18 protein-coding genes and 2 tRNA genes are annotated in these 25453 nt (G+C 70.0%); 7 read left to right on the top strand and 13 right to left on the bottom strand.

Annotated features, from left to right (window positions below):
- Positions 1 to 281: 281 nt before the first annotated feature.
- From clpX to ACI8AC_RS02315, 6 genes are all read right to left on the bottom strand, one after another.
- Positions 282 to 1553, bottom strand: coding sequence for an ATP-dependent Clp protease ATP-binding subunit ClpX (gene clpX, locus ACI8AC_RS02290; protein WP_456894781.1), 1272 nt, complete (start codon positions 1551 to 1553; stop codon positions 282 to 284).
- Positions 1554 to 1831: 278 nt separating this feature from the next.
- On the bottom strand, positions 1832 to 2458 hold the full coding sequence (locus ACI8AC_RS02295; protein WP_456894783.1) for an ATP-dependent Clp protease proteolytic subunit: 627 nt from the start codon (positions 2456 to 2458) through the stop codon (positions 1832 to 1834).
- 20 nt (positions 2459 to 2478) lie between these two features.
- Positions 2479 to 3114, bottom strand: coding sequence for an ATP-dependent Clp protease proteolytic subunit (locus tag ACI8AC_RS02300; RefSeq protein ID WP_456894785.1), 636 nt, complete (start codon positions 3112 to 3114; stop codon positions 2479 to 2481).
- A gap of 253 nt (positions 3115 to 3367) precedes the next feature.
- The gene (gene tig, locus ACI8AC_RS02305) at positions 3368 to 4888 is read right to left on the bottom strand and encodes a trigger factor (protein ID WP_456894787.1); all 1521 of its coding nucleotides are present in this window, start codon (positions 4886 to 4888) and stop codon (positions 3368 to 3370) included.
- A gap of 142 nt (positions 4889 to 5030) precedes the next feature.
- Positions 5031 to 5104 (bottom strand) — tRNA-Pro (locus tag ACI8AC_RS02310).
- A 41-nt stretch (positions 5105 to 5145) separates the two neighbouring features.
- The gene (locus ACI8AC_RS02315) at positions 5146 to 6645 is read right to left on the bottom strand and encodes an amidase (protein ID WP_456894789.1); all 1500 of its coding nucleotides are present in this window, start codon (positions 6643 to 6645) and stop codon (positions 5146 to 5148) included.
- Between the two features lie 170 nt (positions 6646 to 6815).
- Here ACI8AC_RS02315 and ACI8AC_RS02320 point away from each other — a divergent pair.
- From ACI8AC_RS02320 to ACI8AC_RS02330, 3 genes are all read left to right on the top strand, one after another.
- Positions 6816 to 6889: transfer RNA gene (locus ACI8AC_RS02320), tRNA-Gly, on the top strand.
- A gap of 350 nt (positions 6890 to 7239) precedes the next feature.
- Positions 7240 to 7989, top strand: a complete 750-nt coding sequence (locus tag ACI8AC_RS02325) for a DUF4839 domain-containing protein (protein ID WP_456894791.1) — start codon at positions 7240 to 7242, stop codon at positions 7987 to 7989.
- Between the two features lie 290 nt (positions 7990 to 8279).
- The gene (locus ACI8AC_RS02330; protein ID WP_456894793.1) at positions 8280 to 8630 is read left to right on the top strand and encodes a hypothetical protein; all 351 of its coding nucleotides are present in this window, start codon (positions 8280 to 8282) and stop codon (positions 8628 to 8630) included.
- 179 nt (positions 8631 to 8809) lie between these two features.
- Here ACI8AC_RS02330 and ACI8AC_RS02335 read toward each other — a convergent pair whose 3' ends face one another.
- The 4 genes from ACI8AC_RS02335 to ACI8AC_RS02350 all read right to left on the bottom strand — a co-directional run bounded on the left by ACI8AC_RS02335 (position 8810) and on the right by ACI8AC_RS02350 (position 12505).
- Positions 8810 to 11044: an ATP-dependent nuclease gene (locus tag ACI8AC_RS02335; RefSeq protein ID WP_456894795.1), complete on the bottom strand. Its 2235-nt coding sequence runs from the start codon at positions 11042 to 11044 to the stop codon at positions 8810 to 8812.
- Entirely contained in the window at positions 11044 to 11514 is a 471-nt protein-coding gene (locus tag ACI8AC_RS02340; protein ID WP_456895064.1) for an IS110 family transposase, read from the bottom strand. The genes ACI8AC_RS02335 and ACI8AC_RS02340 overlap by 1 nt, the downstream gene beginning before the upstream one ends.
- Before the next feature lie 329 nt (positions 11515 to 11843).
- On the bottom strand, positions 11844 to 12257 hold the full coding sequence (locus ACI8AC_RS02345; protein WP_456894797.1) for a type II toxin-antitoxin system VapC family toxin: 414 nt from the start codon (positions 12255 to 12257) through the stop codon (positions 11844 to 11846).
- Entirely contained in the window at positions 12254 to 12505 is a 252-nt protein-coding gene (locus ACI8AC_RS02350) for a hypothetical protein (RefSeq protein ID WP_456894799.1), read from the bottom strand. Before ACI8AC_RS02350 ends, ACI8AC_RS02345 begins: the two co-directional genes overlap by 4 nt.
- Positions 12506 to 12586: 81 nt before the next feature.
- On the opposite strand from ACI8AC_RS02350, the gene ACI8AC_RS02355 reads away from it, so the two are divergent.
- A complete protein-coding gene (locus ACI8AC_RS02355) occupies positions 12587 to 12805 on the top strand; it encodes an excisionase family DNA-binding protein (protein WP_456894800.1) in 219 nt (72 codons plus the stop codon).
- A gap of 41 nt (positions 12806 to 12846) precedes the next feature.
- Positions 12847 to 13974: a site-specific integrase gene (locus ACI8AC_RS02360; protein WP_456894802.1), complete on the top strand. Its 1128-nt coding sequence runs from the start codon at positions 12847 to 12849 to the stop codon at positions 13972 to 13974.
- Between the two features lie 155 nt (positions 13975 to 14129).
- Here ACI8AC_RS02360 and ACI8AC_RS02365 read toward each other — a convergent pair whose 3' ends face one another.
- Complete coding sequence (locus tag ACI8AC_RS02365; protein WP_456894803.1) at positions 14130 to 14519, bottom strand: hypothetical protein; 390 nt, start codon at positions 14517 to 14519, stop codon at positions 14130 to 14132.
- Between the two features lie 350 nt (positions 14520 to 14869).
- Between ACI8AC_RS02365 and ACI8AC_RS02370 the strand changes: the two genes are divergently transcribed.
- Positions 14870 to 16126 carry a serine hydrolase domain-containing protein gene (locus ACI8AC_RS02370; protein WP_456894805.1) on the top strand — a complete coding sequence of 419 codons (1257 nt, stop codon included), beginning with the start codon at positions 14870 to 14872 and terminating at the stop codon, positions 16124 to 16126.
- Between the two features lie 844 nt (positions 16127 to 16970).
- Here ACI8AC_RS02370 and ACI8AC_RS02375 read toward each other — a convergent pair.
- On the bottom strand, positions 16971 to 17378 hold the full coding sequence (locus ACI8AC_RS02375) for a hypothetical protein (RefSeq protein WP_456894807.1): 408 nt from the start codon (positions 17376 to 17378) through the stop codon (positions 16971 to 16973).
- A gap of 758 nt (positions 17379 to 18136) precedes the next feature.
- Here ACI8AC_RS02375 and ACI8AC_RS02380 point away from each other — a divergent pair.
- Positions 18137 to 21880, top strand: a complete 3744-nt coding sequence (locus ACI8AC_RS02380; RefSeq protein ID WP_456894808.1) for an eCIS core domain-containing protein — start codon at positions 18137 to 18139, stop codon at positions 21878 to 21880.
- Between the two features lie 125 nt (positions 21881 to 22005).
- Here the strand turns inward: ACI8AC_RS02380 and ACI8AC_RS02385 are convergent, their stop codons facing one another.
- The gene (locus tag ACI8AC_RS02385) at positions 22006 to 25437 is read right to left on the bottom strand and encodes a DUF6519 domain-containing protein (RefSeq protein ID WP_456894810.1); all 3432 of its coding nucleotides are present in this window, start codon (positions 25435 to 25437) and stop codon (positions 22006 to 22008) included.
- Between the last annotated feature and the right edge of the window lie 16 nt (positions 25438 to 25453).

Here is a 25453-nt window from a genome sequence, read left to right on the forward strand (position 1 = left end):
TCCCGCTGCTCCTCGTCAGCGCCGCACCGGCAGAGGTGCTGGGCGCGGATCCGCGTGCCCGGGTGGCGCACTCCATCCCGGCGGCGGCGGTGGTTCCCGAGCCCGGCGGCGGTGCGTCCCCGAGCCGGCAGCCGTCGACCGGCGGCGACACCGGGCGCCGCAGCCCTTCCCCGCCACGGGAGCCGCGGCGAGAGCCGTGCGGCCGTGCACACGATCGGCCCGGGAACTGGACGAGCCCGCCCCTCGGCAGAGGGACGGGCTCGTCGGTCAGGTGTTCGGGGTCAGGCGCTCTTCTCGCGGGGGGCGCGGCTCGGCTTGCGGGGCACGATCGTCGGGTTGACGTGCTCCAGCACGACCTCCTTGGTGATCACCACGGAGGCGACGTCGTCCCGGCTGGGGACGTCGTACATCACCGACTGCAGCACCTCCTCCATGATCGCGCGCAGGCCGCGGGCGCCGGTGCCGCGGAGGATCGCCTGGTCCGCGATGGCCTCGAGGGCGTCGTCGCTGAACTCCAGCTCCACCCCGTCGAGCTCGAACAGCCGCCGGTACTGCCGCACCAGGGCGTTCTTCGGCTCGGTGAGGATGTTGATCAGCGCCTCGCGGTCCAGCTTCTGCACGCTGGTGATCACCGGGAGCCGGCCGATGAACTCGGGGATCATGCCGAACTTCAGCAGGTCCTCGGGCATGACCTCGGCGAAGGCGTTGGCCTCCTGGATCTCGGCCTTGCTGCGGACCTCGGCGCCGAAGCCGATGCCCTGCTTGCCGATGCGCTGCTCGATGACCTTCTCCAGGCCGGCGAACGCGCCGCCCACGATGAACAGGACGTTCGTCGTGTCGATCTGGATGAACTCCTGGTGCGGGTGCTTGCGGCCGCCCTGCGGGGGCACCGACGCCGTCGTCCCCTCGAGGATCTTCAGCAGCGCCTGCTGCACGCCCTCGCCGGAGACGTCGCGGGTGATCGACGGGTTCTCGCTCTTGCGGGCGATCTTGTCGACCTCGTCGATGTAGATGATGCCGGTCTCGGCCCGCTTGACGTCGTAGTCGGCGGCCTGGATCAGCTTGAGCAGGATGTTCTCGACGTCCTCACCGACGTAGCCGGCCTCGGTGAGCGCCGTGGCGTCGGCGATCGCGAAGGGGACGTTGAGCATCCGGGCGAGGGTCTGCGCCAGGTGGGTCTTGCCGCACCCGGTGGGGCCCATCAGCAGGATGTTGGACTTGGCCAGCTCGACCGAGTCGTCGCGGTTGCCGGCATTGCCCGCCTGCACCCGCTTGTAGTGGTTGTACACCGCGACGGAGAGCGTGCGCTTGGCCTTCTCCTGGCCGATGACGTACTGCTCGAGGAAATCGTGGATCTCCTTGGGCTTCGGCAGCTCGTCGAACTTGAGGTCCGACGACTCCGAGAGCTCCTCCTCGATGATCTCGTTGCAGAGGTCGATGCACTCGTCGCAGATGTAGACCCCGGGGCCCGCGATGAGCTTCTTGACCTGCTTCTGGCTCTTCCCGCAGAACGAGCACTTGAGCAGGTCACCGCTCTCACCGATTCGTGCCACCTGCTGACCTCCACCTCGGGGGAACCAGGCCCCGGGAACCGGTGCCTGCGTGTGAACTCTGCCGATGTCGCGTCTGTCGGCCCCGCCTGGTCATCTCTCTCCGCGAGGCTCTCGCCCCGGCTCGGCCGGCCGGGGGTCGGGCGCTCGCCGACGGTACCTGCCGGGACCTGCCCGCCGGGGCGTTGACTCGCCCGGTGTGCGGTCCCGACCACATGCGTCCCGTCCCTCCCGACGGTACGGGTCGGAGGCGCGACACGCGCGCCTCCGACCCGGATCGATCAGGACGGGAGCGCGTTCAGCTTCCGGCTCTGGATCACCTGGTCGACCAGGCCGTACTCCTTGGCCTCCTCAGCGGTGAGGATCTTGTCGCGGTCGATGTCGGCGCGGACCTGCTCGATGGACCGCCCGCTGTGCCGGGCCAGGATCTCCTCCATCTGGGTCCGCACGCGCTGGATCTCCGCGGCGTGGATCTCCAGGTCGGACACCTGCCCGCCGGCCTCACCGGAGGGCTGGTGGATGAGCACCCGGGAGTAGGGCAGCGCGAGCCGCTTGCCGGGGGTGCCCGCGGCGAGCAGGACGGCGGCGGCCGAGGCGGCCTGGCCCATGCACACGGTCTGGATGTCGGGCCGGACGAACATCATCGTGTCGTAGATGGCCATCAGCGAGGTGAAGGAGCCACCGGGCGAGTTGATGTAGATGGTGATGTCGCGGTCCGGGTCGGCCGACTCGAGCGTGATGAGCTGGGCCATCACGTCGTTGGCCGAAGCGTCGTCGATCTGCACCCCGAGGAAGATGATGCGCTCCTCGAAGAGCTTGTTGTACGGGTTGGACTCCTTCATGCCGTAGCTCGTGCGCTCCACGAAGGAGGGCAGGATGTACCGGCTGGAGGGCATCTGGAAGCTCATGGTCGGTCTCCTCCGAGCCGTCAGTTGTCGGTGACCGGGTTGGACTGGTCGGTCATGGTGGCGCGGGTGACCACGTGGTCGACGAAGCCGTACTCGAGGGCCTCCTGCGCGGTGAACCAGCGGTCGCGGTCGGAGTCGCGCTCGATCTGCTCGATCGGCTGCCCGGTGTGGAAGGACTGCAGCTCGTTGAGCTCGCGCTTGGTCCGCCGGAACAGGTCGGCCTGGATGGCGATGTCGGCCGCGGTGCCGCCGACGCCGGCCGAGGGCTGGTGCATCATGATCCGCGCGTGCGGCAGGGCGTAGCGCTTGCCCCTGGTGCCGGCGGTCAGCAGGAACTGGCCCATGGAGGCGGCCAGGCCCATGCCGTAGGTGGCCACGTCGCAGTCGATGAACTGCATCGTGTCGTAGATGGCCATGCCGGCGCTGACCGAGCCGCCGGGCGAGTTGATGTACAGGTGGATGTCCTGCTTGGGGTCCTCCGCCGACAGCAGCAGCATCTGGGCGGCCAGCTGGTTGGCGATGACGTCGTCGACCTGGGTGCCGAGGAAGATGATGCGCTCGCGCAGCAGGCGCTCGTAGACCGAGTCGTTGAGGTTCATCCCCCCGGTGGCGCCACGCAGCACGGGCGCGCTCGCCGGGTTCGGGTTGGTGCTCACGGGTGTGGTGACCTCCGTAGGACTGTGGGCCGGTCGGTCTCGTCGGGTCGGGGTGGTGCGGCCCGGGGGCACTCTGCGCCGGTCGCGGTACCCGGTGCCCGCCGAGGTCTGCGTCGACCCTAACGCGCACCGGAGGGGCGGCAGTCCCGGCGCGGGCGGTGTTCGCCGTGGGCGCAGCAGGGGCCCGGGAGACGACGGACGCCGCCCACCCCCGGGTCACGGGGGCGGACGGCGTCCGTCCAGGCGTCCTCGTTCAGCCCTTGGTGACGTCCTCGGTGTCCTCGGTGGCGCCCTCGGCGGCCTCGACGGCGACCGCGTCGACGACCTCGGCCTCGGGGCCCTCGTCGGCGGCGTCGTCCGCAGCGGCGTCGTCGGCAGCGGCCTCGTCCGCAGCGGCCTCGTCGGCGGCCGGCTCCTCGGGGGTCTCCGCAGCGGCCCCCGACGCCTGGACGGTCTTCGGCCGCAGGGCCTCGAGGTCCACGGGGTTGCCGGACGCGTCGGTGATCGTCGTCTGCTCCAGCAGCTGGGCGAGCGTCTTGGTGCGGCGGACGTCGGCGACGAACTCGGCGATGTTGCCGCCCTGCTGCAGCTGCTGCGCGTACTGCTCCGGGCTCGTCCGGTTGCGCTGGGCCTGCGCGACGATCTGCGCGGAGAGGTCGTCGTTGTCGACGGTGACCTCACGGGCGTCGGCGATCGCGTCCAGGATGAACTGGGTCTTGACCGCCTCCTCGATGTTCTTGCGCTGGTCGGCGTCGTAGTCCTCGCGGCTGGCGACGTCGGACATCTTGAGGAAGGTGTCCCAGTCCATCCCGGCCTGGGCCAGCTGCTGCTCGAAGGCGTTGTTGCGCCACTCGACCTCGCGCTCGACCAGGTTCTCCGGCACCGGGACCTCGATCGTGCTGATGAGGTGCTCGACCAGCTTGTCGCGGGCCTGGGCGCCCTGCTGCAGCACCTTGGTGCGGCCGAGCCGGGTGCGGACGTCGTCGCGCAGCTCCTCCAGCGTGTCGAACTCGCTGGCGGTCGAGGCGAAGTCGTCGTCGAGCTCGGGCAGCTCCTTGGTCTTCACCGAGCGCACGGTCACGGTGACCTCGGCGGTCTGGCCGGCGTTGGGGCCCTGGAGCAGCGCGGTCTCGAAGGTCTCCGACTCATCCGCGGACAGCCCGCGGACGGCGTCGTCCAGACCCTCCATGAGCGAGCCGGAGCCCACCTCGTAGGACATGCCGGTGGTGGAGCCGTCCTCGAGCACCTCGCCGTCCAGCTTGGCCTCGAGGTCGATGGAGACGAAGTCGCCGTCCTCGACGGGGCGCTCCACGGCGGTGAGCATGGCGAACCGCTCGCGCATGACCGTGATCTGCTGGTCGATCTCCTCGTCGGTGACCTCGACGTCGTCGACGGTGACCGCGAGCGAGTCGAGGTCGGGCAGCTCGAGCTTGGGGGCGACGTCGACCTCGGCGGTGAAGGCGAGGGTGTCGTTGTCGTCGAGGCGGGTCACCTCGATGTCGGGCTGGCCCAGGACGCGCACCTGGTTCTCCCGCACGACCTCGGAGTAGACCTCGGGGATGGCGTGCTGGACGACCTGCTCGAGCACCAGCGGCCGGCCGATGCGGGTGTCGATGACCCGGTTGGGCACCTTGCCGGGGCGGAAGCCGGGCACGCGCACCTGGCGGCCGAGCTCCTTGTAGACCTCACCGAAGGCGTGGTCCAGGTCCCCCCACGGCACCTCGATCGCCATCCGGACCCGCGTGGGGCCCAGTTCCTCGATGGTGCTCTTCACAGCAGCAGTGCTCCTCGGTCGGCGGTCAGACAGGGGAAGGAGGCGCCGCCGGGCAGGGCGGACGACGCCGGTCGACCCCCGAGTCTAGGCACCGCGGAGGCGGCCGGGGGGCGGCGGGAGGGGACGGATGGCGACGCCCCGGTCGGGGTGGCGGGATTCGAACCCACGGCCCCCCGCTCCCAAAGCGGGTGCGCTACCAAGCTGCGCCACACCCCGTGGCGGTCCGAGTCTAGGCCCGTCACCGCGGGCCATCCTGGTCAGGCGCGCACGGCCGGCCGGCGGTCGGCCCAGGGGGCGGCCTGCTCCAGGGCCGCGGCCACCCGCACCAGGACGTCCTCGCGGCCGGCCGCGGCGACCAGCTGCACCCCCACGGGCAGGCCGTCGTCGGTCCGGTGCAGCGGCAGGCTGATGGCCGGCTGCCCGGTGACGTTGAACTGCGCGGTGTAGGGGATGAAGCTGTTGATCCGGCGTCCCTCGTGCTCGTGCCCGTCGGCGGTGAACCAGCCCAGCTCGGGCGACGGGGCGCCGACGGTCGGCGTCACGAGCAGGTCGAACCCCTGGCCGCCGAGCTCCGGCGGCGCCCACCAGGTGGCCATCCGGCGCGTCCAGGAGCCCAGCCACATGCGGGCACCCAGGTACTCCTCCGCGGTCAGCTTCCGCCCGACGGCGCGGTACATGACGTTGCGGGGCTCGAGCTCCTCGTCGGCGATCTCCCGGCCCAGGGTGAACCGCTCGAAGGCGCTGATCGTCAGCGCGGTGTCGGCGGCGATCGTGGTGGTGAAGAACCGCGGGAACAGCGGGTCGAACATCGCATCCGGGGTCCCCGGCTCGACGGCGCAGCCGAGCTCCTCGAGCAACCGGCCGGTGCGCTCCACGGCGGCCCGGCAGCTCGGGTGGTCGAGGTACTGCTCCCCCGGGTCGGCGTCGAGCAGGCCGACCCGCAGGCGGCCGACCGGGGCCCCGAGCTCCTCGACCAGCGGGCGCGGCAGCGGCGGGGCGACGTAGGGGTCCCCCGGCATCGGCCGGGCGATGGCGTCGAGGACGGCGGCGGTGTCGCGCACCGTCCGCGTGACGACGCCGTCGATCGTGGCGCCGGCCCAGCTCTCCCCGATCTCGGGGCCCTGGCTCACCCGCGCCCGGGTGGGCTTGAGCCCGACCAGGCCGCACTCGCTGGCCGGGATCCGGATGGACCCGCCGCCGTCGTTGGCGTGGGCCACCGGCACCAGGCCGGCCGCCACCGCCGCGGCCGAGCCGCCGCTGGAGCCACCGGTCGACCGGCTCAGGTCGTAGGGGTTGCGGGCGGGACCCGTCGCCGGCGCCTCGGTGGTGACCGTCGTGCCGAACTCCGGGACGTTGGTGCGCCCCAGGGCGACCAGGCCGGCCGCCCGGAACAGCCGCGCCAGGTGGCTCTCGGTGGGCCAGCGGACCCCGGCGTCGCGCAGGAAGGAGGTGCCGTAGTGGGTCTCCTCCCCCGCCACGTGGCAACCGAGGTCCTTGAGCAGCATCGGCACGCCCCGGAACGGGCCTTCGGGCAGGTCGCCGGCGGCCTCGGCGCGGGCGGCGTCGAAGCGCTCCCGGATCACCGCGTTGAGCTGCGGGTTGACCCGCTCGATGCGGGCGATGGCCGCCTCGACCAGTTCCCGCGGGCTGGCCTCCCCGGTGCGGACGAGCTCGGCCTGGGCCGTGGCGTCCAGCCAGGCGGTGTCGTCGGTGGCGGCGGCCTGCCCGGCGTCGGACTGCTTCGTGGCGTCGGTCACGCGGCGGACCGTAGCAACGCCGTCCGACGTCCGGCCGGTGCTTCCCTCGCCGTCGTGCCTGCGGACGCCGCCGCAGGGTCAGCGCCCGACCGGGGCCCACGTGCGGGTAGGCGCTACCCTCTACGCGAACGGTGGCCTCGTGGATCCCGGTCGACGACGCACGCCGTTCCGCGGGTGTAGCTCAATGGCAGAGCCCCAGCCTTCCAAGCTGGCCATGCGGGTTCGATTCCCGTCACCCGCTCCACACAGAACCGCAGGTCAACCCGCCTGTTAGGCCTTCTGGAGAAGATCTGGAGGACCATCCGGAACCCCGATTCGACCCCCTGGAGACCCCTGTTTTCCGCTGCGTGGGTCATGACTGGGTCACGCGCTGGACGTGAAATCTCCTGGTGCCGCCACTCCCCAGTCGCCTGATACGTCTCCGCGACCCGGTTGGGTCACGGGCCGCGGCGCCGAACTTTCCTTCGCTCTCGATGTCCCGCTGGCTGCAGGCCAGACGGTCGGGTGCGCCAGTTGTGATCCATGTGGCGACGATGATCCGTGGATCAACCGAACAACCGTGACGCGCTGCTTCGGCTCATTACAGTCCGCGCCATGGCTGTCGACGACCCGCAGTACGAGCTCCAGACCGTCCGGGTCATCCGCGGCACCGAAGGCAAGACGATCGCGAAGTGGCTGAAGGACGGCTGGGAACTCGACGCGCAGAGTCAGGGGTCCATGTTGCGGACGGAGTTGACCTTCCGCCGTGTGAAGCCGAAGACTCCCTGGCGTCTCCTCGCGGTTGCCGGTGCCGTCCTCGCGCTCGTCGTCATCATTGGCGTGGTCACCGAGACGCGGGGTGGCGGCAGTAGTTCCGAGTCGACCGATGCCGCGGCCGCGTCCAGTGCGCAGACAGAGACATTGCCACCGGCAGCGACGACGTCCGAGGCCACACCCACGCAGCCCACCGCCGACGAGGTCCTGACTGCCGAGAACAACGCGGAGCTCGCAGCTCTACTGGCACTCAAGGACCCGGCTGCCCCTTCGGTCGCAGAGTTCGCGGCCAAGTACAGGGGCAGGACCATCGAGTTCGACGGAGCTATCACCGCGATGGCACATCACGAGGACTACGAGACGAGGTACGACATTCTCGTCGGCGCCGGCGATTTCGGTGAGACCACGTCGTCAGGTCCGAACTTCCAGTTCAACGACATCAACATCGTGTCTGATCTACGCCTCACCGGTTCAAACATCCCGGACACCATCGGCGTCGGAGACAACCTCCACGTCGTCGCCCAGATCGGCGACTACAACAGCGCCACGGAACTCTTCTTCCTTGAGCCGGTTTCCACTGAGGTGAGATAGCGACTGGGGCTGGCGGGCCGACCTCCGACGGTCGGCCCGATCGTCTACTCAGTGAGCCGGCCGCGAGGCATCGCACACCGCGGCGCCATCTCGTGCTCAACGTCAAGACTGCCCTGGCGACGAGGCGGCCGACCGCATAGGCGCCGCGGCCCCGCCCAAGGTTCAGAGGCATCTGCAACCAGGGACGACGCAGTTCGCCCTGCCGAACGAGAACGGACTGCGTCAAAGGGCGTTCCGCGTACCGCTACAGTCCGCACAGAAAGCATGGAGAAGTAGTGAGTATCGCTGACGTGGACACCTGGGCCATCTACGGTTCGCTTCTTGTCACCGGCGGGTCGGGCTTGCAGGCCTTCTTGGAGCTTCGAAGCTTCAGCCCGTTCGCCAAGGATGTTGTGAACACCCAGCAGGACATCATCGACGCGGCGCTCAGAGAGTCTCTGAAGGATGTTCACATCTGGCAGCTCTACAAGCGCCGCCGCATTCGTAAGGCCACGCGCAAGGATGGCGAGTCGCTCCTCAACGAAGCGGAATCGCATCGTCTGAAGGAGTTGAACCGAAAAGCCTTCGGATGGGCACTTGTGACCGTCGGAGCGGGCGTACTCGCGTACGGTGAGCTTTCGGTCATCTGGGGCGGCGGTTAAGGGACTCACCCCTTTTCGACGCGACACGCACAGAAGGACGGATTTCCGCCAGCGAGGGCAAACAGATGACCCCCCTTACTGGCGACCTAACTACGGTCATGAGACTTCAGTTGCACCCCGGCCGAACCGCCACCACGCCGGGGCTCGTCTCGCCTACCCTGACGGGGTCTGCCGGCGCGTTAGGCTAAGTCATCCTCCACAGCGTGGAGGTATGCCCGGATTTCAGCCGGAAGTTCGTCTTCTCTAGCCTGTGCTGCCAGTTTGCTCGACGATAGCGATCGCGCACCCTCAACTTTGAGCTCCCTATTTAAGCCCGTCAGGTAATCCTTGGGCGGAAGGATAGTCAGTCGGTCCACAGAGTCGGACCAAGTCGCCTTGAAGTCCTTAGTGGCGGCCTTGAGGATTGTGGACTGATGGAGACCGGTTGACTTCATCTCCGAAAGGCGTTCGGCGATGTAATTGGCCTGGACGTCCGCCTCGAGCGCAGCCAAGACTATTCCGCGAGCTTCGTCGAGTTGCTGTTGCGTCACATTTGCGACCCGCAGGAGGAGAGAGTCATCCAGGAGGTAACTTTCTATCTCCTTACGTCCCCATACATGGGCAGAGACCGATGGCGTCGTCTCGAGACTATTTATAACGTGCGCCACCTGAGTGCGGCTGCGATAGTCGCGGTCCAAGAGAACTCGCACCTTCACGGCATCACCGAGGAAGTTCTTGCTGAGCAGGCCAAATGCCGCCGCGTTGCGCCACTGAGAGAAACTTCCCAAGGGAATGACTGTAAGACCTTGCTCGCTTGCGAATTTATGCGCTCCGACCCTCTTTGCGAGGTGGCTGAGCATCTTCATGTCCTGACCCTCCACGAAAAGGACGACCTTGGAGCGAAAGGCGCGCGTGAGCCGCAAGTTGAAGACGGAGCCGATTGCTTCACCCAAGTCACCAAGCCCTACGTCTGTTTGCGGCCTTACGGAGCGCTTACGAAGTCGGTCGATCATCACGACCGCTCCCCGCTCGGCCTCCGCTACCACCTCTGCCGAGTGCGAAGCGAGGATCGTCTGCGGAATCTCAAGGCCTTCGAGCACTCTCACGAGCCTTCGCTGAAGGTCAGGGTGAAGAAATACGTCCGGCTCGTCGAGCAAGAGCACTTGCTTCTCATGGTGGCGCCACATATGAAATAGTAGTTGAAGCCAGATATGTAGGCCGTCGCCCGCCCAGACCAGTTCTTTGGGCGCACGCCGTCCCGGCTCCTCAAAGTAGAGGTCGACAGCATCCTTATCGGCGTCCAGTCGGAGGGCCGTGATCTCGGGCGTGTGCTCCAACAGGAAGACAACCAGCTCTTCATAAAGTGCCGGCTTGTACTCCTGGTAGAAAAGTAGCTGGTTGCGAAAGTGACTGCTCGCCAATCGTGTCCCGAAGTTGCTTTCGACATGGGCGCGCGAAAGCACTCTCTCGCTTTGCGCCAACGGGGTTAGCGTGGGCGAATTTCCAATGGTCGGAAGCCACGCCCGCGCTACCCTGATGGCGATCCTCGGGGTGGGGTTCGCGCCAGGCATCTGCTCGAAGTAGAAGAAGGGTTCGGTCGCAACCGGCCACACGACGTACAGGACAGTCCCGTTCTTGACCGTTAGTTCAAGTCGGGTCTCAAGCTCCCGAAACTCGTGCCTGACGTTCTCCGAGACGAACCTGTCAGGCGGCAAGTGCACCGGATAGGCCACTACGTGCCGGTCACGTGTTTCGTCATGCAGACCGACGTTCGGCTTCGTACGCTTAGCGACGCCGATCAGGTAGCTGCACAGGCGTACGGCGCCTACCACGGTTGACTTTCCTGCGTTGTTTGGTCCAACCAAAATCGTGTGGTCGGGAAAATTGACCCGGTAGTCCTCGAAGCCCTTGTACCGGACCAGTCGCAACTGCTTAAGCATCTGTCCCCCGCGCCTGGGTCGGCAAGCGAACCGACCGGTCGATAAATCGAACATGCATGGACATCGGCCATGAAGCCGAGGCCCGACCGCCAGCCGATCCCGGGAAGCGTAGGCAGTAGAGGAGGTCCGGGACTTGTAGCGCGCCGCCTGAGCTTGTCGTTTAGCCCCTCGCCGCCGGCGAGCTGCAGGGCTGTCGTGGCGGCTCTTCCATGAGGGCGGCCACCGCTGGATCCTTCGGAATTGCGAGCTGCGAAGCCAACGGCGGTGGCCGTGATGACCAGTCTTCCCCTGGTCGACGGCGTGGTGCTCGTCGAAGTGACCGGTCAGCGCCTCGGTCAGCGCCGGGATCTTGCGCCGCATCCGGGTCTTGGCCAGATCCGCCAGCACCGCCGGATCCCGCTCGCCGGCGATCAGCGCGCCCAGCATCGCCCGCGCCGACACGCTGGACAGGCTGGCCGCGACCGCGGACAGCTTGATCGCGGCGTCCTCGAGCATCAGCTCCAGCCGGTGATCTCCCGCGTGCGGTCGCCCATCAGCTGCACCCGGTAGCGGGTCAGCATCCGCAGCCGGCGGATGTCGGGCGGCGGCACGAACGACGGGCGGATCAGGCCGCACTCCAGCAGCTGGGCGATCCACTCGGCGTCCTTGACGTCGGTCTTGGGCCGGGAGACCGCCTTGATGTGCGCGGCGTTGACCAGCCCGACCTCCAGCACCTCTTCCAGGCAGTAGAACGGCGCCTTCCAGTAGGTCGAGGTCGACTCCATCGCCGCGACCGTCACGCCGCACTCCAGCAGCCAGTCCCGCATCGCCTCCAGAGAACGGGTCATCGTCGAGATCGCCTCCAGAGAACGGGTCATCGTCGAGAACGTGCGCGTCTGACTGCGCCGCCCCCGCGGACCGGGCGTGCGCACACAGGCGGTCAGCGTCGCCTTGCCGATGTCCAGCCCGGCCACCCGCTCGTACATGACTTCCACGTCGGATCCCTCCCTGCGGTCGACGACCCATCGGCGTCGTCCGGAGGGCCCTCTGCCAGGACACAGACCCACGCGCTCATGGCAGCAATCAAGGGGCTCCCGAGGGCCCCGCGCCATACACCTCAGCGGGCTCGCCGGCACCACTGTGTTCCGACGTCGCCGGACGACAGGAGCATTCTCATCCGCAAGGGCAGCAATCAAAATCGCAAAGGCTTACACCTCATGCACTGTGGGGGCCGCGACCCGTTGTGACGAGTGAGCCGAGGGCATTGCGGGGCGTCGACCCAGGGGGTGGGCCGCTGCTCGACGCGTCACGCCCACTACCAGATGACCTCGACTGCGCCGGATTGCCCGACGGTCGTGATCGCGCGGTCCTTGGTGATCAGCGGAGCCTCGAGATCGATCGCCGTCGCAGTGATCAGCCGGTCCCAGGGGTCCCGGAGCGCCGCAAGCATGGCCGAGTCGAAGTACGCCACGACAGGGCCCGTGACCGCGGCCGAGCTGATGTTCCAGCCCGGGTCCTGGGTGACAGCCCACCAGCGTTGGACGTCGGCCGGGCTGAACCGACCGGCCCGCCGGAGGTAGTGCAGATCGAGGCGGCTCGCCACCGAGACGACGATGCCACTGTCGGGGTCCTGCTGGGCTTGCTGGAGGACTTCCCGGGCCCGCACGCTCAGCCGTTGATCGGCCTCGAGGAACCAGATGAGGGCATGCGTGTCCGCGACGACCCTCACCGGTCGGGGAACGTCGGACCGGACTCGACATCCTCGACGGCCAGGCCGCTGGCCGCCTCGAAGTCCTCCCAGGACACCTCAGGGAGCTGCCCCCGAAGCGCGCCATAGGCCGGTCGGATCGGGGGACGGTCGACCTCGGCCACGATGCGCAGGTGGGCGCCCGGCCGGACACCGTGGCGCGCCAGCTCCTCGGGTGCGATGCCGCCGTCGGCTCCCACCACGACCTCGAAGCCCGCTTCCGCGCTCACGTACTCCATGATCACACGGCTTGATGGCGGCAGGAAGGACGACCGGAGGAGCACTGGAGGACGCCGGCGACGCTCGACCCCATGACGACGCGACAAGCGGCACCGGGGAACGATCTCGGCCGCGGGCCGCTGCTGACCGTCGCGCAGGCCGGCGAGTACCTCGGCACCGGCGAGCGCTTCGTCCGCCGACTGATCACCGAGCGCCGGATCGGCTACATCAAAGTCGGCAAGTATGTGCGCCTGGAGCGCTCGACGCTAGACGCCTTTGTGGACGCCGGCCGCGTCCCCGGCCAGCGGTGACGCCGACCGACGACCGCTGACCCGCCCGCCAAGGTCGCGCCTTGGCCAAGCGGACGTTCGGCACGGTCGACCGGCTCCCGAGCGGTCGCTTCCGCGCCCGGTACCGCGGCCCCGATGGTCGGCACGCCAAGGTCTTCAGCACCCGGGCCGACGCCTGGGCCTGGCTGGCCACCCAGCAGACCGACCTCCTCCGCAAGAGCTGGCGAGCACCGACCTCCAGCGGCCGCACGGTCGGCGCGTACGCCGCGGACTACCTCGCCCGCACCGACCTCCGCGAGAGCACCCGTCTCCTCTACTCCGGCCTGTGGCGCCACCACCTCGCCGGGCCATGGGCCGACGTCCCCGTCGACGAGATCACCCCGGCCGCCGTCCGCGCCTGGCACGCCCAGGCCGGCCGGACGACGGGTCCGACGGCGCTGGCCCAGTCGTACCGGCTCCTGCGCGCCATCCTCAACATCGCTGTCGCCGACGAGGCCATCGCCTCCAACCCCTGCCGGCTGCGTGGGGCCGGCACACCCAAGGCCTCCCGGCCGTCCCGGGCACTCACCGCGGCCGAGGCCCTGCAGCTGGCAGAGCAACTGGGACGTGACCGGAGGACCGAGCGCTACCGCGCACTCGTGCTCGTCCTGGCCTTCGGCGGCCTCCGGTTCGGCGAGGCCACCGCGCTGCGCCGGTCCGACATCCTGCCCGGCGGCCGGCTACGCGTCGATCGGTCGGTTCGCCGCGTCGGCGGCCGGTGGGTCGTCGGCGAACCCAAGACCGACGCCGGACACCGAACGGTGACCCTCCCAGCCGCCATCGCAGCCGTGCTGGAGGACCACCTGGAGAAGCACGTCCCCGCGCCTCCAAAGGCCCTCCTGTTCGCCACCAGGTCCGGCGGCTACCTCGCCCGCAGCAACTGGAACTCGACCTTCCGCCGCGCCGCCGACGCCATCGGCCTGCCGGCGGTCCGGCCGCACGAGCTGCGCCACACCGGCGCCACCCTCGCCGCTGCCACGGGCGCGACGACGAAGGAGCTCATGCGCCGGCTCGGCCACTCCTCCCCCGCCGCCGCGCTCCTCTACCAGCACGCCGCCGACGACCGCGACGCCGACATCGCCCGCGCCCTCGACGCCATGCTCGGCGCCGCCAGCGGATCTCCGGACGACGTTCCGGGGCAGGACGAATAGCACCCCGGCCGGGAGCCTGCCCCCTGCTGATGTGGTGCGGACAGCGGCCTTGGGATGTCCCTTGAGCGGCCCCCGAAGGGGTACCGCACCGCCCTGATGGTGAGCGGGAACGGTAGGGACGCTTACTGAGGCACCCACGGCCGCGATTGAGTGGTTCACACGGCGGGAGACGGCTCGGAGCTTGGGTCCGCTGCTGGTACAGCTGACGCGGAGGCCACACCATCCGCCTCAGCGGGCCGCGTGGACGTCGCGATGTGCAGGGCCAGTCCCAGGACGACCAGCACGGCAAGCGCAGGCAGCCGCTCGTCGGTCATGGAGTCGTTCTGCTGCTCAGCGACGATGGTCAGTAGGTCCTTCGCCACCCACCCGTTGACCACCTGCTGCTGCGGCGCGCCCTGCGTGCGCGCCTCGTTGAGCTCGTAGTCGGCTAACGCACTGGCGATGTCCGAGGATCGATCGCTGGACTCGTCGGGAGCCATTGCGAACCAGACAACGATGGCAGCAAGGGCCAGCACGATGGCGCCAACTCGACGAACAAGGGGCACGGTCGCTCCTGACGAACGGGGCGGCACTCGACGCCCGATGCATTACGTGGTCGTGCCGATTGTCGGCACACCCACCAGGTTCTTGCGTCGAGAAGGCCTCAATCAGTAACGGTGGCGGGTCCAACTCGTGCGCGTCATCGACCAAGGACAGTCCAGTGATCTGGGCAAGAGCCGCTCGGCGCGGAGCCGTGGCCTGTGTCCCCAAGCGGCCCATTCCGGGACAGGCTTCGGTGACGCCTACCCCGCAGGGAGGGCGGCTGCGAGCTCGACGACAGCCGGTAGTCAGCCAGCCCGTTCGAGGTGGGCCAGCGGCATATGGTGGGCGCCCGTCCCGCTCGAAGGAGTGACGCATGACACAGGTTGAGTCCCGGCTCTCGTCTCCGGAGTCGGTGGGGATGAGCGCCAACCGGCTGGAGCGCATCGCGCCTGCGCTTCAGAAGTACGTCGACGAGCGCGGCTATGCCGGCTTCGCGACGCTGGTGTCACGCCGCGGCCGGCTCATCCATGCCGGGCTGGTCGGTTGGCAGGACCGTGAAGCAGAGGTGCCCCTGGCCGAGGACACGATCTACCGATTGTACTCGATGACCAAGCCGATCATCTCCACTGCGCTGATGACGCTCTTCGAGGAGGGGAAGTTCCAGCTCGTCGACCCTGTCGCCAAGTGGATCCCGGCGTTCGGGGCAACGAAGATCGCCGGGCCAGGCGGGACGCTCGAGGATCAGTCGCCGCTACGCCCGATGCAGATCCGCGACGTGCTGACCCATACGAGCGGGCTCACCTATGACTTTCTCGAGGACTTCCCGGTGTCGGAGCAGTACCGCCAGCACCGGATCTGCAACGACCCGACGCGCACGCTGGAGCAGTTCGTCGATGAGCTCGCGACGCTCCCGCTCGCCTTCGCGCCCGGGACGCAGTGGCACTACAGCGTGGGCATCGACGTCGCGGCCCGTCTGATCGAGGTCATCTCGGGCCAAAAGCTCGGCGACTTCCTCCAGGAGCGACTGTTCGGGCCACTCGGCATGACCGACACCGCCTTCGGCGTTCCCGAGTCGGCACGCGACCGCCTCGCCGCCATGTACGGCCTGCCGGACATCGTCAGCAAGGACATGACCTTCAGCAAGCTCGCGATGGCGTTCGCCACGGGCGATCTCGGCCGCCGGGAGGTGGAATCGACCTACCCGAGCGACACGCCGGACGTCTTCCAGCGCGGCGGCCACGGACTGTTCGGCACCGCGTCGGACTACCTGCTCTTCGCGAAGATGCTGCTCACGGGGAAGGCGGAGGACGGCACCCGCATCATCGGCCGCAAGACGCTCGAGCTGATGCACACGAACCATCTCGACCCGACATTGCTCCCGTACGCGCTCGCGGGCGTACCGGTGCCCGGCCACGGGTTCGGCCTGGGCTCTCGCGTCGCCATGGACCTCGGCGCGGCCGCGCTGACCGGCTCTCCCGGCGAGTCCGGCTGGGCCGGTGCGGCGAAGACCTATTTCTGGGTCGACCCGGTCGAGGAGATCGTCGGCGTGCTCATGACGCAGCACATGGTGGGCTTCGACCTGCCCGAGGCCGACTTCCGGGCAGTCGTGTACGGGGCAGTCGAGGACTGACCGGCGGGTCCCAGGCGGCGGCGGGTTCTCCGCCGCCGCCTGCGGGCGACCATCTCGTGCCACTGCACGCCCATGAACTGCTCGACTCCTTGTGCAGGCCAGTCGGGAGTCATAGGCCCGGCCCCCTGGGTCATGTGTGGGTCACGAGACACATCAGGGCGCGACAGCAAGTCCCTGACCAGGACAGACGCGGAGGATGGTCCCGCCTTCCAAGCTGGCCATGCGGGTTCGATTCCCGTCACCCGCTCCACCGCGGTGTCGCGCGAACCGATCACCGGTGTCCCGCGACATGGTCTACCTTCGGGCCGTCTGAGGTGCTGCCATGACCCTCATCCTTTCGGCGATTGAGACCTTCCATCAGACCCGGCGCAAGACATCCAGGCGGGGGACGGCCATGGGTGGGCCGTCGAAGCCGAACTTGTCCGGGCCTGGGGCTTCAATGATCGTGGGAAGCTCGCCTACGAGAGCTCTGTGGTCATGGGCTACAACCACTGGTGCAGCTAGGCAGCAAACGTTAGCCGACCCCGACCCCGACCCCGCGTTCCCGGAGTCCCGAGAATCCGACCGTCGCTGCCGACACGTACCTGAGCCTGGCCCCCGACACTGGTGTAGTCGTCCGGGCGTGGGCTCAAGACCAGTGGGGTCAGCTCGGCGACGGCACGATCAGCGACGCCCGTCCCGCACCAGCCCCTGTGCGGGGCATGGCACGCCCGTCGAGGACGGTCTCAGGAAGTTCCAATGTGCCGTCTGCGGGTAGCACGTCGGGCCCTCTTTGCGCCGCCCGATCACCCCGGGTCGCCCGTCATGTCCTCATCGGCCGAATCAACAGGTTCCAGCTGGACTGTCATGGCTGGTCGAGGCACGCCAGTATGTCGACAACCACCGGTTCCGCCCCGGCGTTGGCGATCGTCAGCGCGCGCGGGCCGTTTTCGACGAGGGCGGCGAGCACCCCGGCATTCGCGACCACAAGCGCGCCGGCGACGCTGATCCCCGTACCGGACTCGTCGCCGTTCTTCGGGGTCACCGTAACGGTCGCGGACTTCCCCGCCTGTTCCCCCGAGACGTGCCGCGCCCGCAAGCCGAGCAGAATAACCGTCCCGGCGTCAGGCAGCAGCGCCACGTCCGCCGACTGGTTTCCGTCGATGCTCACGGTGCTCATCGTGTAGGTCTCCGGCTGGAGCGAGGCACCGAGGGCGAGCGTGGGCCCGCCTTCGACCCGAACTGCGGCGTTCAGGCTGACGGTTGCCGCCATGGGCTCCTCCTGGAGGAAATCGACCGGCGCTCCGTGCCCCCAGCTTAGCCAGGCGCGATGGCGCCGAAGCGTTGTCGTCGGCACTGTTCTGCAGCCGACGGTGATGACGCCGTTGCAGCGGGGTGGGAGCATCGTCGGGGTCCGTCGCCGCTCGTCGGCGCCGCCGGACCAGCCGTGCGGAGGTGTCAATGAGCGGCGAGCGCGCACCGCACGTCGTGCGGCGTCCGCCCGCCACCCAGCCGAGTGCGTCGCGGACGCCGGGTCCGCGGCGGCGTCCGGAGCGGCGGGCCGAGACGCCGGCGACAGGACGACGGCCACGGCAGGAACGGCGGCACCCCGACCCGCCTGCAGCCGGGCGCCAGCCCCCGACCACCCGTGAGCGGCTCGAGGCAGCGGCCCGGGGGGTAGCTCCGCGAGGCGGGCCGGCCGGCGCGGAGCGGACGGGCTCCGAGGCGTGGACGACCCGGGAGCGGCTGGCGCGCCGCGCGCGTGGCCGGGACACCTCCTCGGCCGCTACGCGCCCGTCGCCTGTTCCTCGTCGGCCCGTCCATCCGAGGCCGCGTCCCTCCCGACCGCCGCGGCCCTCCCGACCGGAACGCGCCGGGTCCGCGGGGCCAGGGGCCGCGCCGCACTTGAGGACGCCGGACTACCCGCGGGTCCGCGGGCCGCCGGCGCACGCTCCGTCTCCGACACCGGTCGTCCAGCCGAAGCTGCACGTCAGCAGCCCCGCGGACCCGCTCGAGTGCGAGGCCGACGCAGTGGCCGCGCGAGTCGTGACCGGCGCGAGCCGGTCCGGGCACTCGTCCCGCGCGCCCGGTCGGTACCTGCGGCGGGCACCGTCCCACCCCGCCTCCTCGACGACCGGCACCCACCTGCCGCGCGCCGTTACGACCGCGCTCGCCGCACCCGGCGGCGGCCGTCCCCTCGAGGCCAAAATCCGCGCGCGCATCGAGCCGCACCTGGGGATCGACCTCGGTCACGTCCGCGTCCGACAGGGCCCCGACGCCGCCGGAGCCGCCCACGCTCTGCACGCGCGCGCCTTCACCAGCGGCTCGACCATCTTCCTGGGCGCCGGCTCGTCCCCGACCGACGTCGGGCTCATGGCGCACGAGGCCGTACACGTCGCCCAGCAGGAGTCGGCCGTCGCGCAGGCGACGCTGCTGCGCGACGTCACCGATTTCCTGCCCGACGTGTCGGCCGAAGACCTCATCCCTGACTGGATCCTCGACGGGGTCCGCTCCGCGGTGCGCGCGCTGCCCGGGTACGGACTGCTGACCGTGGTCACCGGGAGCGATCCGCTCACCAGTGAGCCGGTGGAGGTCGGCCGCGAGGAGCTGGTCGAGTCGCTGCTCACCCGGGGGCCGTTCGGCGCCGCGGTGGGCCCGGTGCTGAGGACGATCGACGTCCTCGGCGACGTCGTCGACCTCATCGCCGAGAGTCTCGCCGCCCACGACCTGACGATCGCCCGGGTCCGCCGCGACATCGACGCGGCCTGGGACGAGCTGTCGATCGACGGGGGCATCGCGGGCAACGTCGCGGTCGTCGCCCGCTACGTCGACGCGTTCCTGAGCGACGCCGGGGCCTTCGTCGAGTCCCTCGTCGACCGCGTCCTCGAGATCGTCCGCGCGGTCGCCGCGGACGTCGCCGAGCCGCTCCTGCAGACCCCGGAAATCGGGCCGCTGTGGAGCCTGACTACCAAGGTCCTGCACCGCGACCCGCTGCGCGGGGTGGACGTCGCCGCGCCCCCCGTGGAGATCCTCGCCGACTTTCTGCGCCTGGCCGGGCAGGAGCAGCGGCTGACGCAGATGCAGGAACGCGGCACCCTGGAGGAGACCGCCGACTGGCTCGACACCCAGTTCGCCACGTTCGGCGACCTGCTCACCGGGCTCGGCACGCTCTTCGCCGACGCCTGGGCGGCCATCAGCCCCCAGAACCTGCCCGAGCTGCCCACGAACGTCGCCGCACTCGCCCGGCGTGCGTTCGACCTCGCGGGACGGGTGGCGCGGTTCGCCGCCACGGTGCTGGAGAGGGTCCTCGAGCTGGTCAAGGACGCGCTGCTGGGCTGGCTCAGCAGCCATGCGCGCGGCGTCCCGGGTTTCCCCCTGCTCACGGTGATCGTGGGGCAGGACCCGTTCACCGGCGAGCCCGTCCTGCGCACGGCCGAGAACCTGATCCGGGGGTTCGTCACGCTCCTGCCTGGCGGCGAGGAGACCTACGCGCAGCTTGCGACGTCCGGGGTGATCGGTACCGCCGCCGGGCGGATCGAGGGCGAGATGAGCCGGCTCGGCATCTCCCTGGACATAGTCACCGGGCTGTTCCACGGGATCTGGGACACGCTCGGCCTCGACGACCTGCTCCGCCCGCTCGACGCGTTTGCCCGGGTGCTCGCCCTGTTCGGCGAGCCGCTCGCCCGGCTGGTGGAGTTCGTCGGCGTGGTGATCGAGGTCGTCGTCTCGCTCGTCCTCGCGCTGATGAACTTCCCGACCGACCTGCTCGCGAGCATCATCGGCCACGTCCAGCGGGCGATCACCGACATCTCGCGCGACCCCGTCGCCTTCCTGACGAACATGTTGCTGGCGGTCCGGGCGGGTTTGGCCAGCTTCCTCGACAACATCCTGCGGTACCTGGTGGAAGGCCTGGCCGCGTGGCTGTTCCGCGGCCTGGGCGCGCTCGGCATCACCGCGCCCCCGGACCTGTCACCGGGGTCGATCCTGACGCTGGTGCTGCAGGTCCTGGGGATCACCGCGGACGCGCTGTGGGGCAAGCTCGGCAAGCACCTGGGCGAAGGCACGGTCGCGACGGTGCGCGGCGGCATCGCACGGCTCTCCGGCGCCTGGACGTTCGTCAAGGATGTCCAGGAGGGCGGCATCGGCGCAGTCTGGCGCCACGTCACCGACCGCCTCGCCGGCCTCTGGGACGCCTTGCTGCAGATGGCCCGCGACTGGGTCGTGACGACGGTGGTCCAGCGCGCGACGGTCAAGCTGCTGAGCCTGCTCGACCCTTCCGGTGTCATGGCGGTGATCAACGGCTTCATCGCCTTCTTCAACGCCGTCCAGTCGGCAGTGGAGTACCTGCGCGACATCCTCGCGATCGTCGAGCGCTACGTGTCGACATTGGCGTCCGTCGCAGCGGGCGACGTCGTCCCCGGCGCCCGGATGCTGGAGCAGGGCCTCGCGGCCGCGATCCCGGTGGCGATCGGGTTTCTGGCCAACCAGGTCGGGCTCGGCAACGTGCCGGAGAAGGTCGTGGAGATCATCGGGCGGCTCCGCGAGCTGGTCGACCAGGCGCTGGACTGGCTCGTGGCGCAGGCCGTGCGGCTGGGCCGGGCGGCGCTGGCCTCGCTGGGGGTCGGGGATCGGCCGGACACGCCCGAGAATCGCAAGCGCGCCGCGCTGGAGGAGATCGAGGCCGCGATGACCAGGGGCATCCGGCGCAATGCGCTCATCGCCCTGCTGAGGTCGCTCCGCACCCGGTTGCAGCTGCGGCGCTGCGAGCTCGTCCGGGGGTCCGACGTCGTCGTGGAGAACTCCGACCCCGAGCTGGTGGAGGGCCATTTGTACTTCACCCCGGAAGAGGTCAGAGAACTCACGCAGCTCAACTACGGGTTGCCCGGTGGCCCCGCTGGGGGCGATCTCCACGTCGGGGAGTTCAAGGCCCAGGTCACCCGGCTGCCCACGATCCGTGCGGTCCTGGAAGAGCACATGGGACCGGCCGAGTGGCCCACGGACAGCGCGATGCCGAACCAGGCCGCCCGGCCGGAGAGGGTGAGCGCCTCCCTCAAGGGGCGCATCGACATCGTCACCGAGGGTGTGCCGCGGATCAGCTCCATGACCAGGATGGTGGGCAACATGGGGGACTTCGAGCGAGCCTTCCACCGCGGCAACTGGTCAGGCAAAGAGAAGTACTTCGTAGGGGGCCACGTCATCGGGCACCAGTTCGGCGGGCTCGAGGAGTACGACAACCTCGTGCCGATGCTGAGCAGCCTCAATGGGAAGCTTTACCTCGGCGTGGAGACGTTTATTAAACAGACCCTGCCCCGGATCCCCGTGGGCACCGATACGGCTCCCCTACCGGCCGCGATGGAGATCGTCGTCGACCTCTCCTACGGCGCCGACCCCATCGAGAGGGTGTCGCGCCTCGCCAGCATCATCGCGTCGAAATTCAAAACAGATCAGGAGGCCAAGGACCGCTTCGAGCAGGCGGTGCACCCTCCGTCCTTCCGGCAGCGCGTCTCCTTCCCCGCCCGAATCCCGACCGGCATCAGCTTGCTGGTCACGGTGCTCACCGGCCCGCCACCAGAGAGCACCGAGGTACCGGGCGCACCGGCCGGCACGGTCGAGACAGCGATGACCAGGTCGATGGCAGCGACCCGGGTCCTCGACCCGTTCATCCGTCGTCAGCACCCCGGTCAGAGGCCAGAGGCTAAGGGCAGGGGGCGGGGCGCCACGCCCGGGCCCCGTCAGTGGGCCCGTCGCTGGCGCTTCACACAGGAGAACGAGTGACCTCGTAGGCTGACCGGACGAGCGACAGGCGCCGCACCCGGAGGTGCGGCGCCTGTCCGGGGACTCGAACACCCGATGGGCAATCGCATCGGTTACCCTCTGCCGTCCCGTACCGCGCCCCGAAGCTACTCCCAGTTCTTCGTCTCCGCGACGGCCTCCCGCCCCACGGTCAGGAGCGCGTTGTGCTCGACCCGCCACCGCCACCCGGACGTCGGGGACCGCTCGGGGTTCTCGGCGAACGCGACGACGGCGCGGCGCGTCCCGATCGCGCTGTTCTCCGAGATCTGCAACAACGGTCCGAACATGCCGTGGGCGACGATCGCGTCGATCGCCGGTACGCGCTCCCAGAACTGCCGCCCCGGGGCGCGGAGTTCGACCGTGTTGCCCTCGACGCGCAGGTGGTGGCAGTTCCCCACGCGGATCCCGTGGCGCTGCGCGGGAACTCCCGGTACGCGGAGGTGGACGAGGTTGTCGAGCAGGGTCACCCGGTAGGACACGCCCCGGAAGGTGTGGCGGCTACCGGCCACGGTGATGCCTTCGCGGAAGCCGACGACCCGGTTGCCCACCACTCGGGCATCCGGGCGCGGTTCGCCGACGAGCTCCGCCGTCTCGCGGAACTTCTCGCCGATCGACGTCGCGGTGCCCGCGACCACGATGCCCTGGCCGCCCGCGGTGAACGTGCTGGTCTCGGCGAACCTGTCACCCTCGGCCGTCAGCATGTCGGAGACGTCCGACGCCACCGTGATGGAAGTGGCCTGGCGGAACATCCGCTTCACCAGCTCACGCCGGAACCGGCGCAGCCGGGGGGCGATGAACGCCGTCGTCACCGAGGTGTTACCGGTCACGATCGGGTTGTCCTCCAGGAGCCGCTGCCACTGGTCCCCGTTGAGCCGCAGTGTCGTCGAGAATGTGATCCACTCGAAGCCCCAGGGTTCCAGGTGCACGGCGAAGCGTCGGCGCGACCCGGCCCCGACGAGCTCGACGACGACGTCCGGGCTGCCCACGAGCAGCTCGTCGTTGGCCTCCTCGGTCTCGCCGAACCGGAGGTCGCTGATCAGCAGGTGCCCGAACCGGCCGACGATCTCGGGTTCGGCGAGCAGGTCCGCGACCGTGGCGGGGCGCTGCGGGGAGACGACCGTGTTGCCCTCGATGTCGGCCGTCGTCGGGTTGACCACCAGCAACCCGACCTGAGAGGAGCCTGCCTGCAGCGTGCAGTCGCGGACCCGCACCCCGAAGGGCGGCGGGGGCACCCGTGACGTCGGCGGGTCCACTCGCAACTCGACGGCGCTGACCCGGCGGGTCGAGGCATCGCCGCAGTGGGCCGCGACCCGTTCGAGGTCGGCGGCGGCGCAGTCGACCACCGACAGCGCGCCGGTCAGCCCGTCGCCCACTAGGCCCTGCTGCCCGCCCTCGACGTACAGGTCCGCGATGCGCACCCGGCCGCACTCCTCGAACCGCAGGACGGCGTCGAGGCGCGCGCCCACCAGTCGGGTGGCGTCGGGTCCCGCGCCGGTGATGAGCAGGTCGCCCTTGCCCACCACCCGCACCGTTGCGTCCAGCTCCCAGGTGCCCGCCGGGAAGCAGATGCGGGCGGCCTGACCGGCGCCGACCGCGTCGAAGGCGGCCTGCACCTCCTCCCGGCCGCCGGCTTGCACGACCAGCTCGCCGCACCCCGAGCCGACGGGCCGTTCGAACAACTGCTCGATCGCCTCCTGCACGGTGGTGCTGGCGCTGTCGACGCGGTGGCCGTCGAACGCGACGGCGTCGGCGTCGATGTCGCACAGGGCCGGGAAGCGCCGGTCCAGCCAGGCGAGCAGGTCCAGTGGCCGGTCGGCGGCGCGGTGCGCCAGCAGCGCCAGGGGGGCGAACCGCCGCTGCGGGCCGTGGGGGGCCGCGCGCCACGGACCGTTCGCGTTGCCGCCGCCGGCGCGGGCTTCGTACTGCCAATAGTCGCCCGGCCGATAGGTGCCGGTGGCGGACAGCTCGACGGTGAGCCCGTCCTCGAGGGCGTGGGGGCCGGTGGTCCCGTTCGGCGCGAGGACGCCGTGCCAGCGACGCAGCTTGAGCACGGCATCGGGCCCGTTGGGGGGCAGCGTGCCGTAGCGGTCGTCGATCGGGACCGGGGTGGTGCGGTCGACGGGGTCGACGAGGCCGAACACGACCTCGTCCGACGACGACGCGACGGAAACGGCAACGAGCGCAGCGAGCTGGCCGACGGCGCGACCGGCCGGCGTGAAGGAGGGGCCTGCCGGGTCGACCGTGGCCAGTGCGTCGTCGCCGAGGTCCGTGACGTGACTGCGCACCTCCACGATGTCGCCGGCGACCAGCGGCGTGCCGGCGGGGAAGACGAGGTTGCGGTCGTCGCCCAGGCGGGCCGCGAACAGCTCGGCGCCATTGTCGCGCGACCACTTCAGCCCTACCCGGGACAGGTCTCCGCCCCGGTGGACCTCAACCCGGTAGAGCCGGTTGTCCGCACCCGAGTAGCCGGCGAGGTCGGGCAGCGCGCACGGGTCGTTGATGGGTGCGGCCTCCGACACGTTGACGACGAGCTCCCCGGCGGATCGCTCGGAGGCGGCCGCGAAGGCGGAGCGGACCACGGCGGCTGCCCGCTCGGCGACCTCGGGCAGCGCGCCGGTGACGGTGGCGAGCTTGACCTGCCCGAGCAGGGCCGTGCGGGCGGTGGTGTCGGCCGGCCCCAGTGCCCGCTCGACGATGCCCGGGGCCTCCACGCCGGAGATGTGCCGCTCCCACACCTCCAGGTAGGCGACCAGGGGCTCGCCCTCCCGCAGCGGGGGCGGGGCGACCAGCCCGGCGAGGGGCGGGGCGGCGTCGGCGGCATCCCAGGCGAACCCGACCGCGGTGGGGAAGGCGACGGGCGGGAACGGGCCGCCGGCGGTCCGGGCGACGAGCCCGTCGACGTGGTAGGTGCCCGGCGCGGTCCAGAACGTCGGCGCAGCACCGGCCGGCTGGTGCTGCTCGAGCAGGAACAGCCATACTCTGCCGCCGGCGTCGACCTCGAGGTCCACGCTGCCGGTCAGAGGGAGGATCGGGTCCAGCTCGACGCGCTGCAGGTCGTCCGGTGCGCCCGGCACCAGGTCCAGGCCGGCACCGGCGACGGAGATCCGGGTGGAGGTCTCGACCCTGGCCCACACGGCGAGGCGGGTGGCGCCGCCGACCGGGACGGCCGGCTGCAGCAGCGGCACCGTGAGCCGCACCCGTGCGCCGCCCGCAGCGACGTACAGGGCGGGGTAGCGGCCGGCGAGGCGGAACCGGTGGTCGATGCCGACGTCCGGCTGCCCGCCGACCACGCGCAGCCCGGCGGCCGCCTCGGCGAACACGGCGAGCGGCCGGCCGGGTGTGACGAGGAAGCCGAGGTCGGGGCTGCCGGCGGCGCCGCCCAGCCCACGGGTGGTGGTGCGGACCTCGTCGAGGACGGCGTCCACCAGCGCGGCCACGTCGCTGTCGAGGACCGGGCGGCCCATCTGCATCAGGACCCGGTGGTAGCGCTCACCGCGCGCGCGGTCCGGCTCGTGCCCGCGCGAGTAGTCGCCGTACACCGGGCCTCCCCCTCAG

The organism is Geodermatophilus sp. SYSU D00758 (assembly GCF_054049955.1).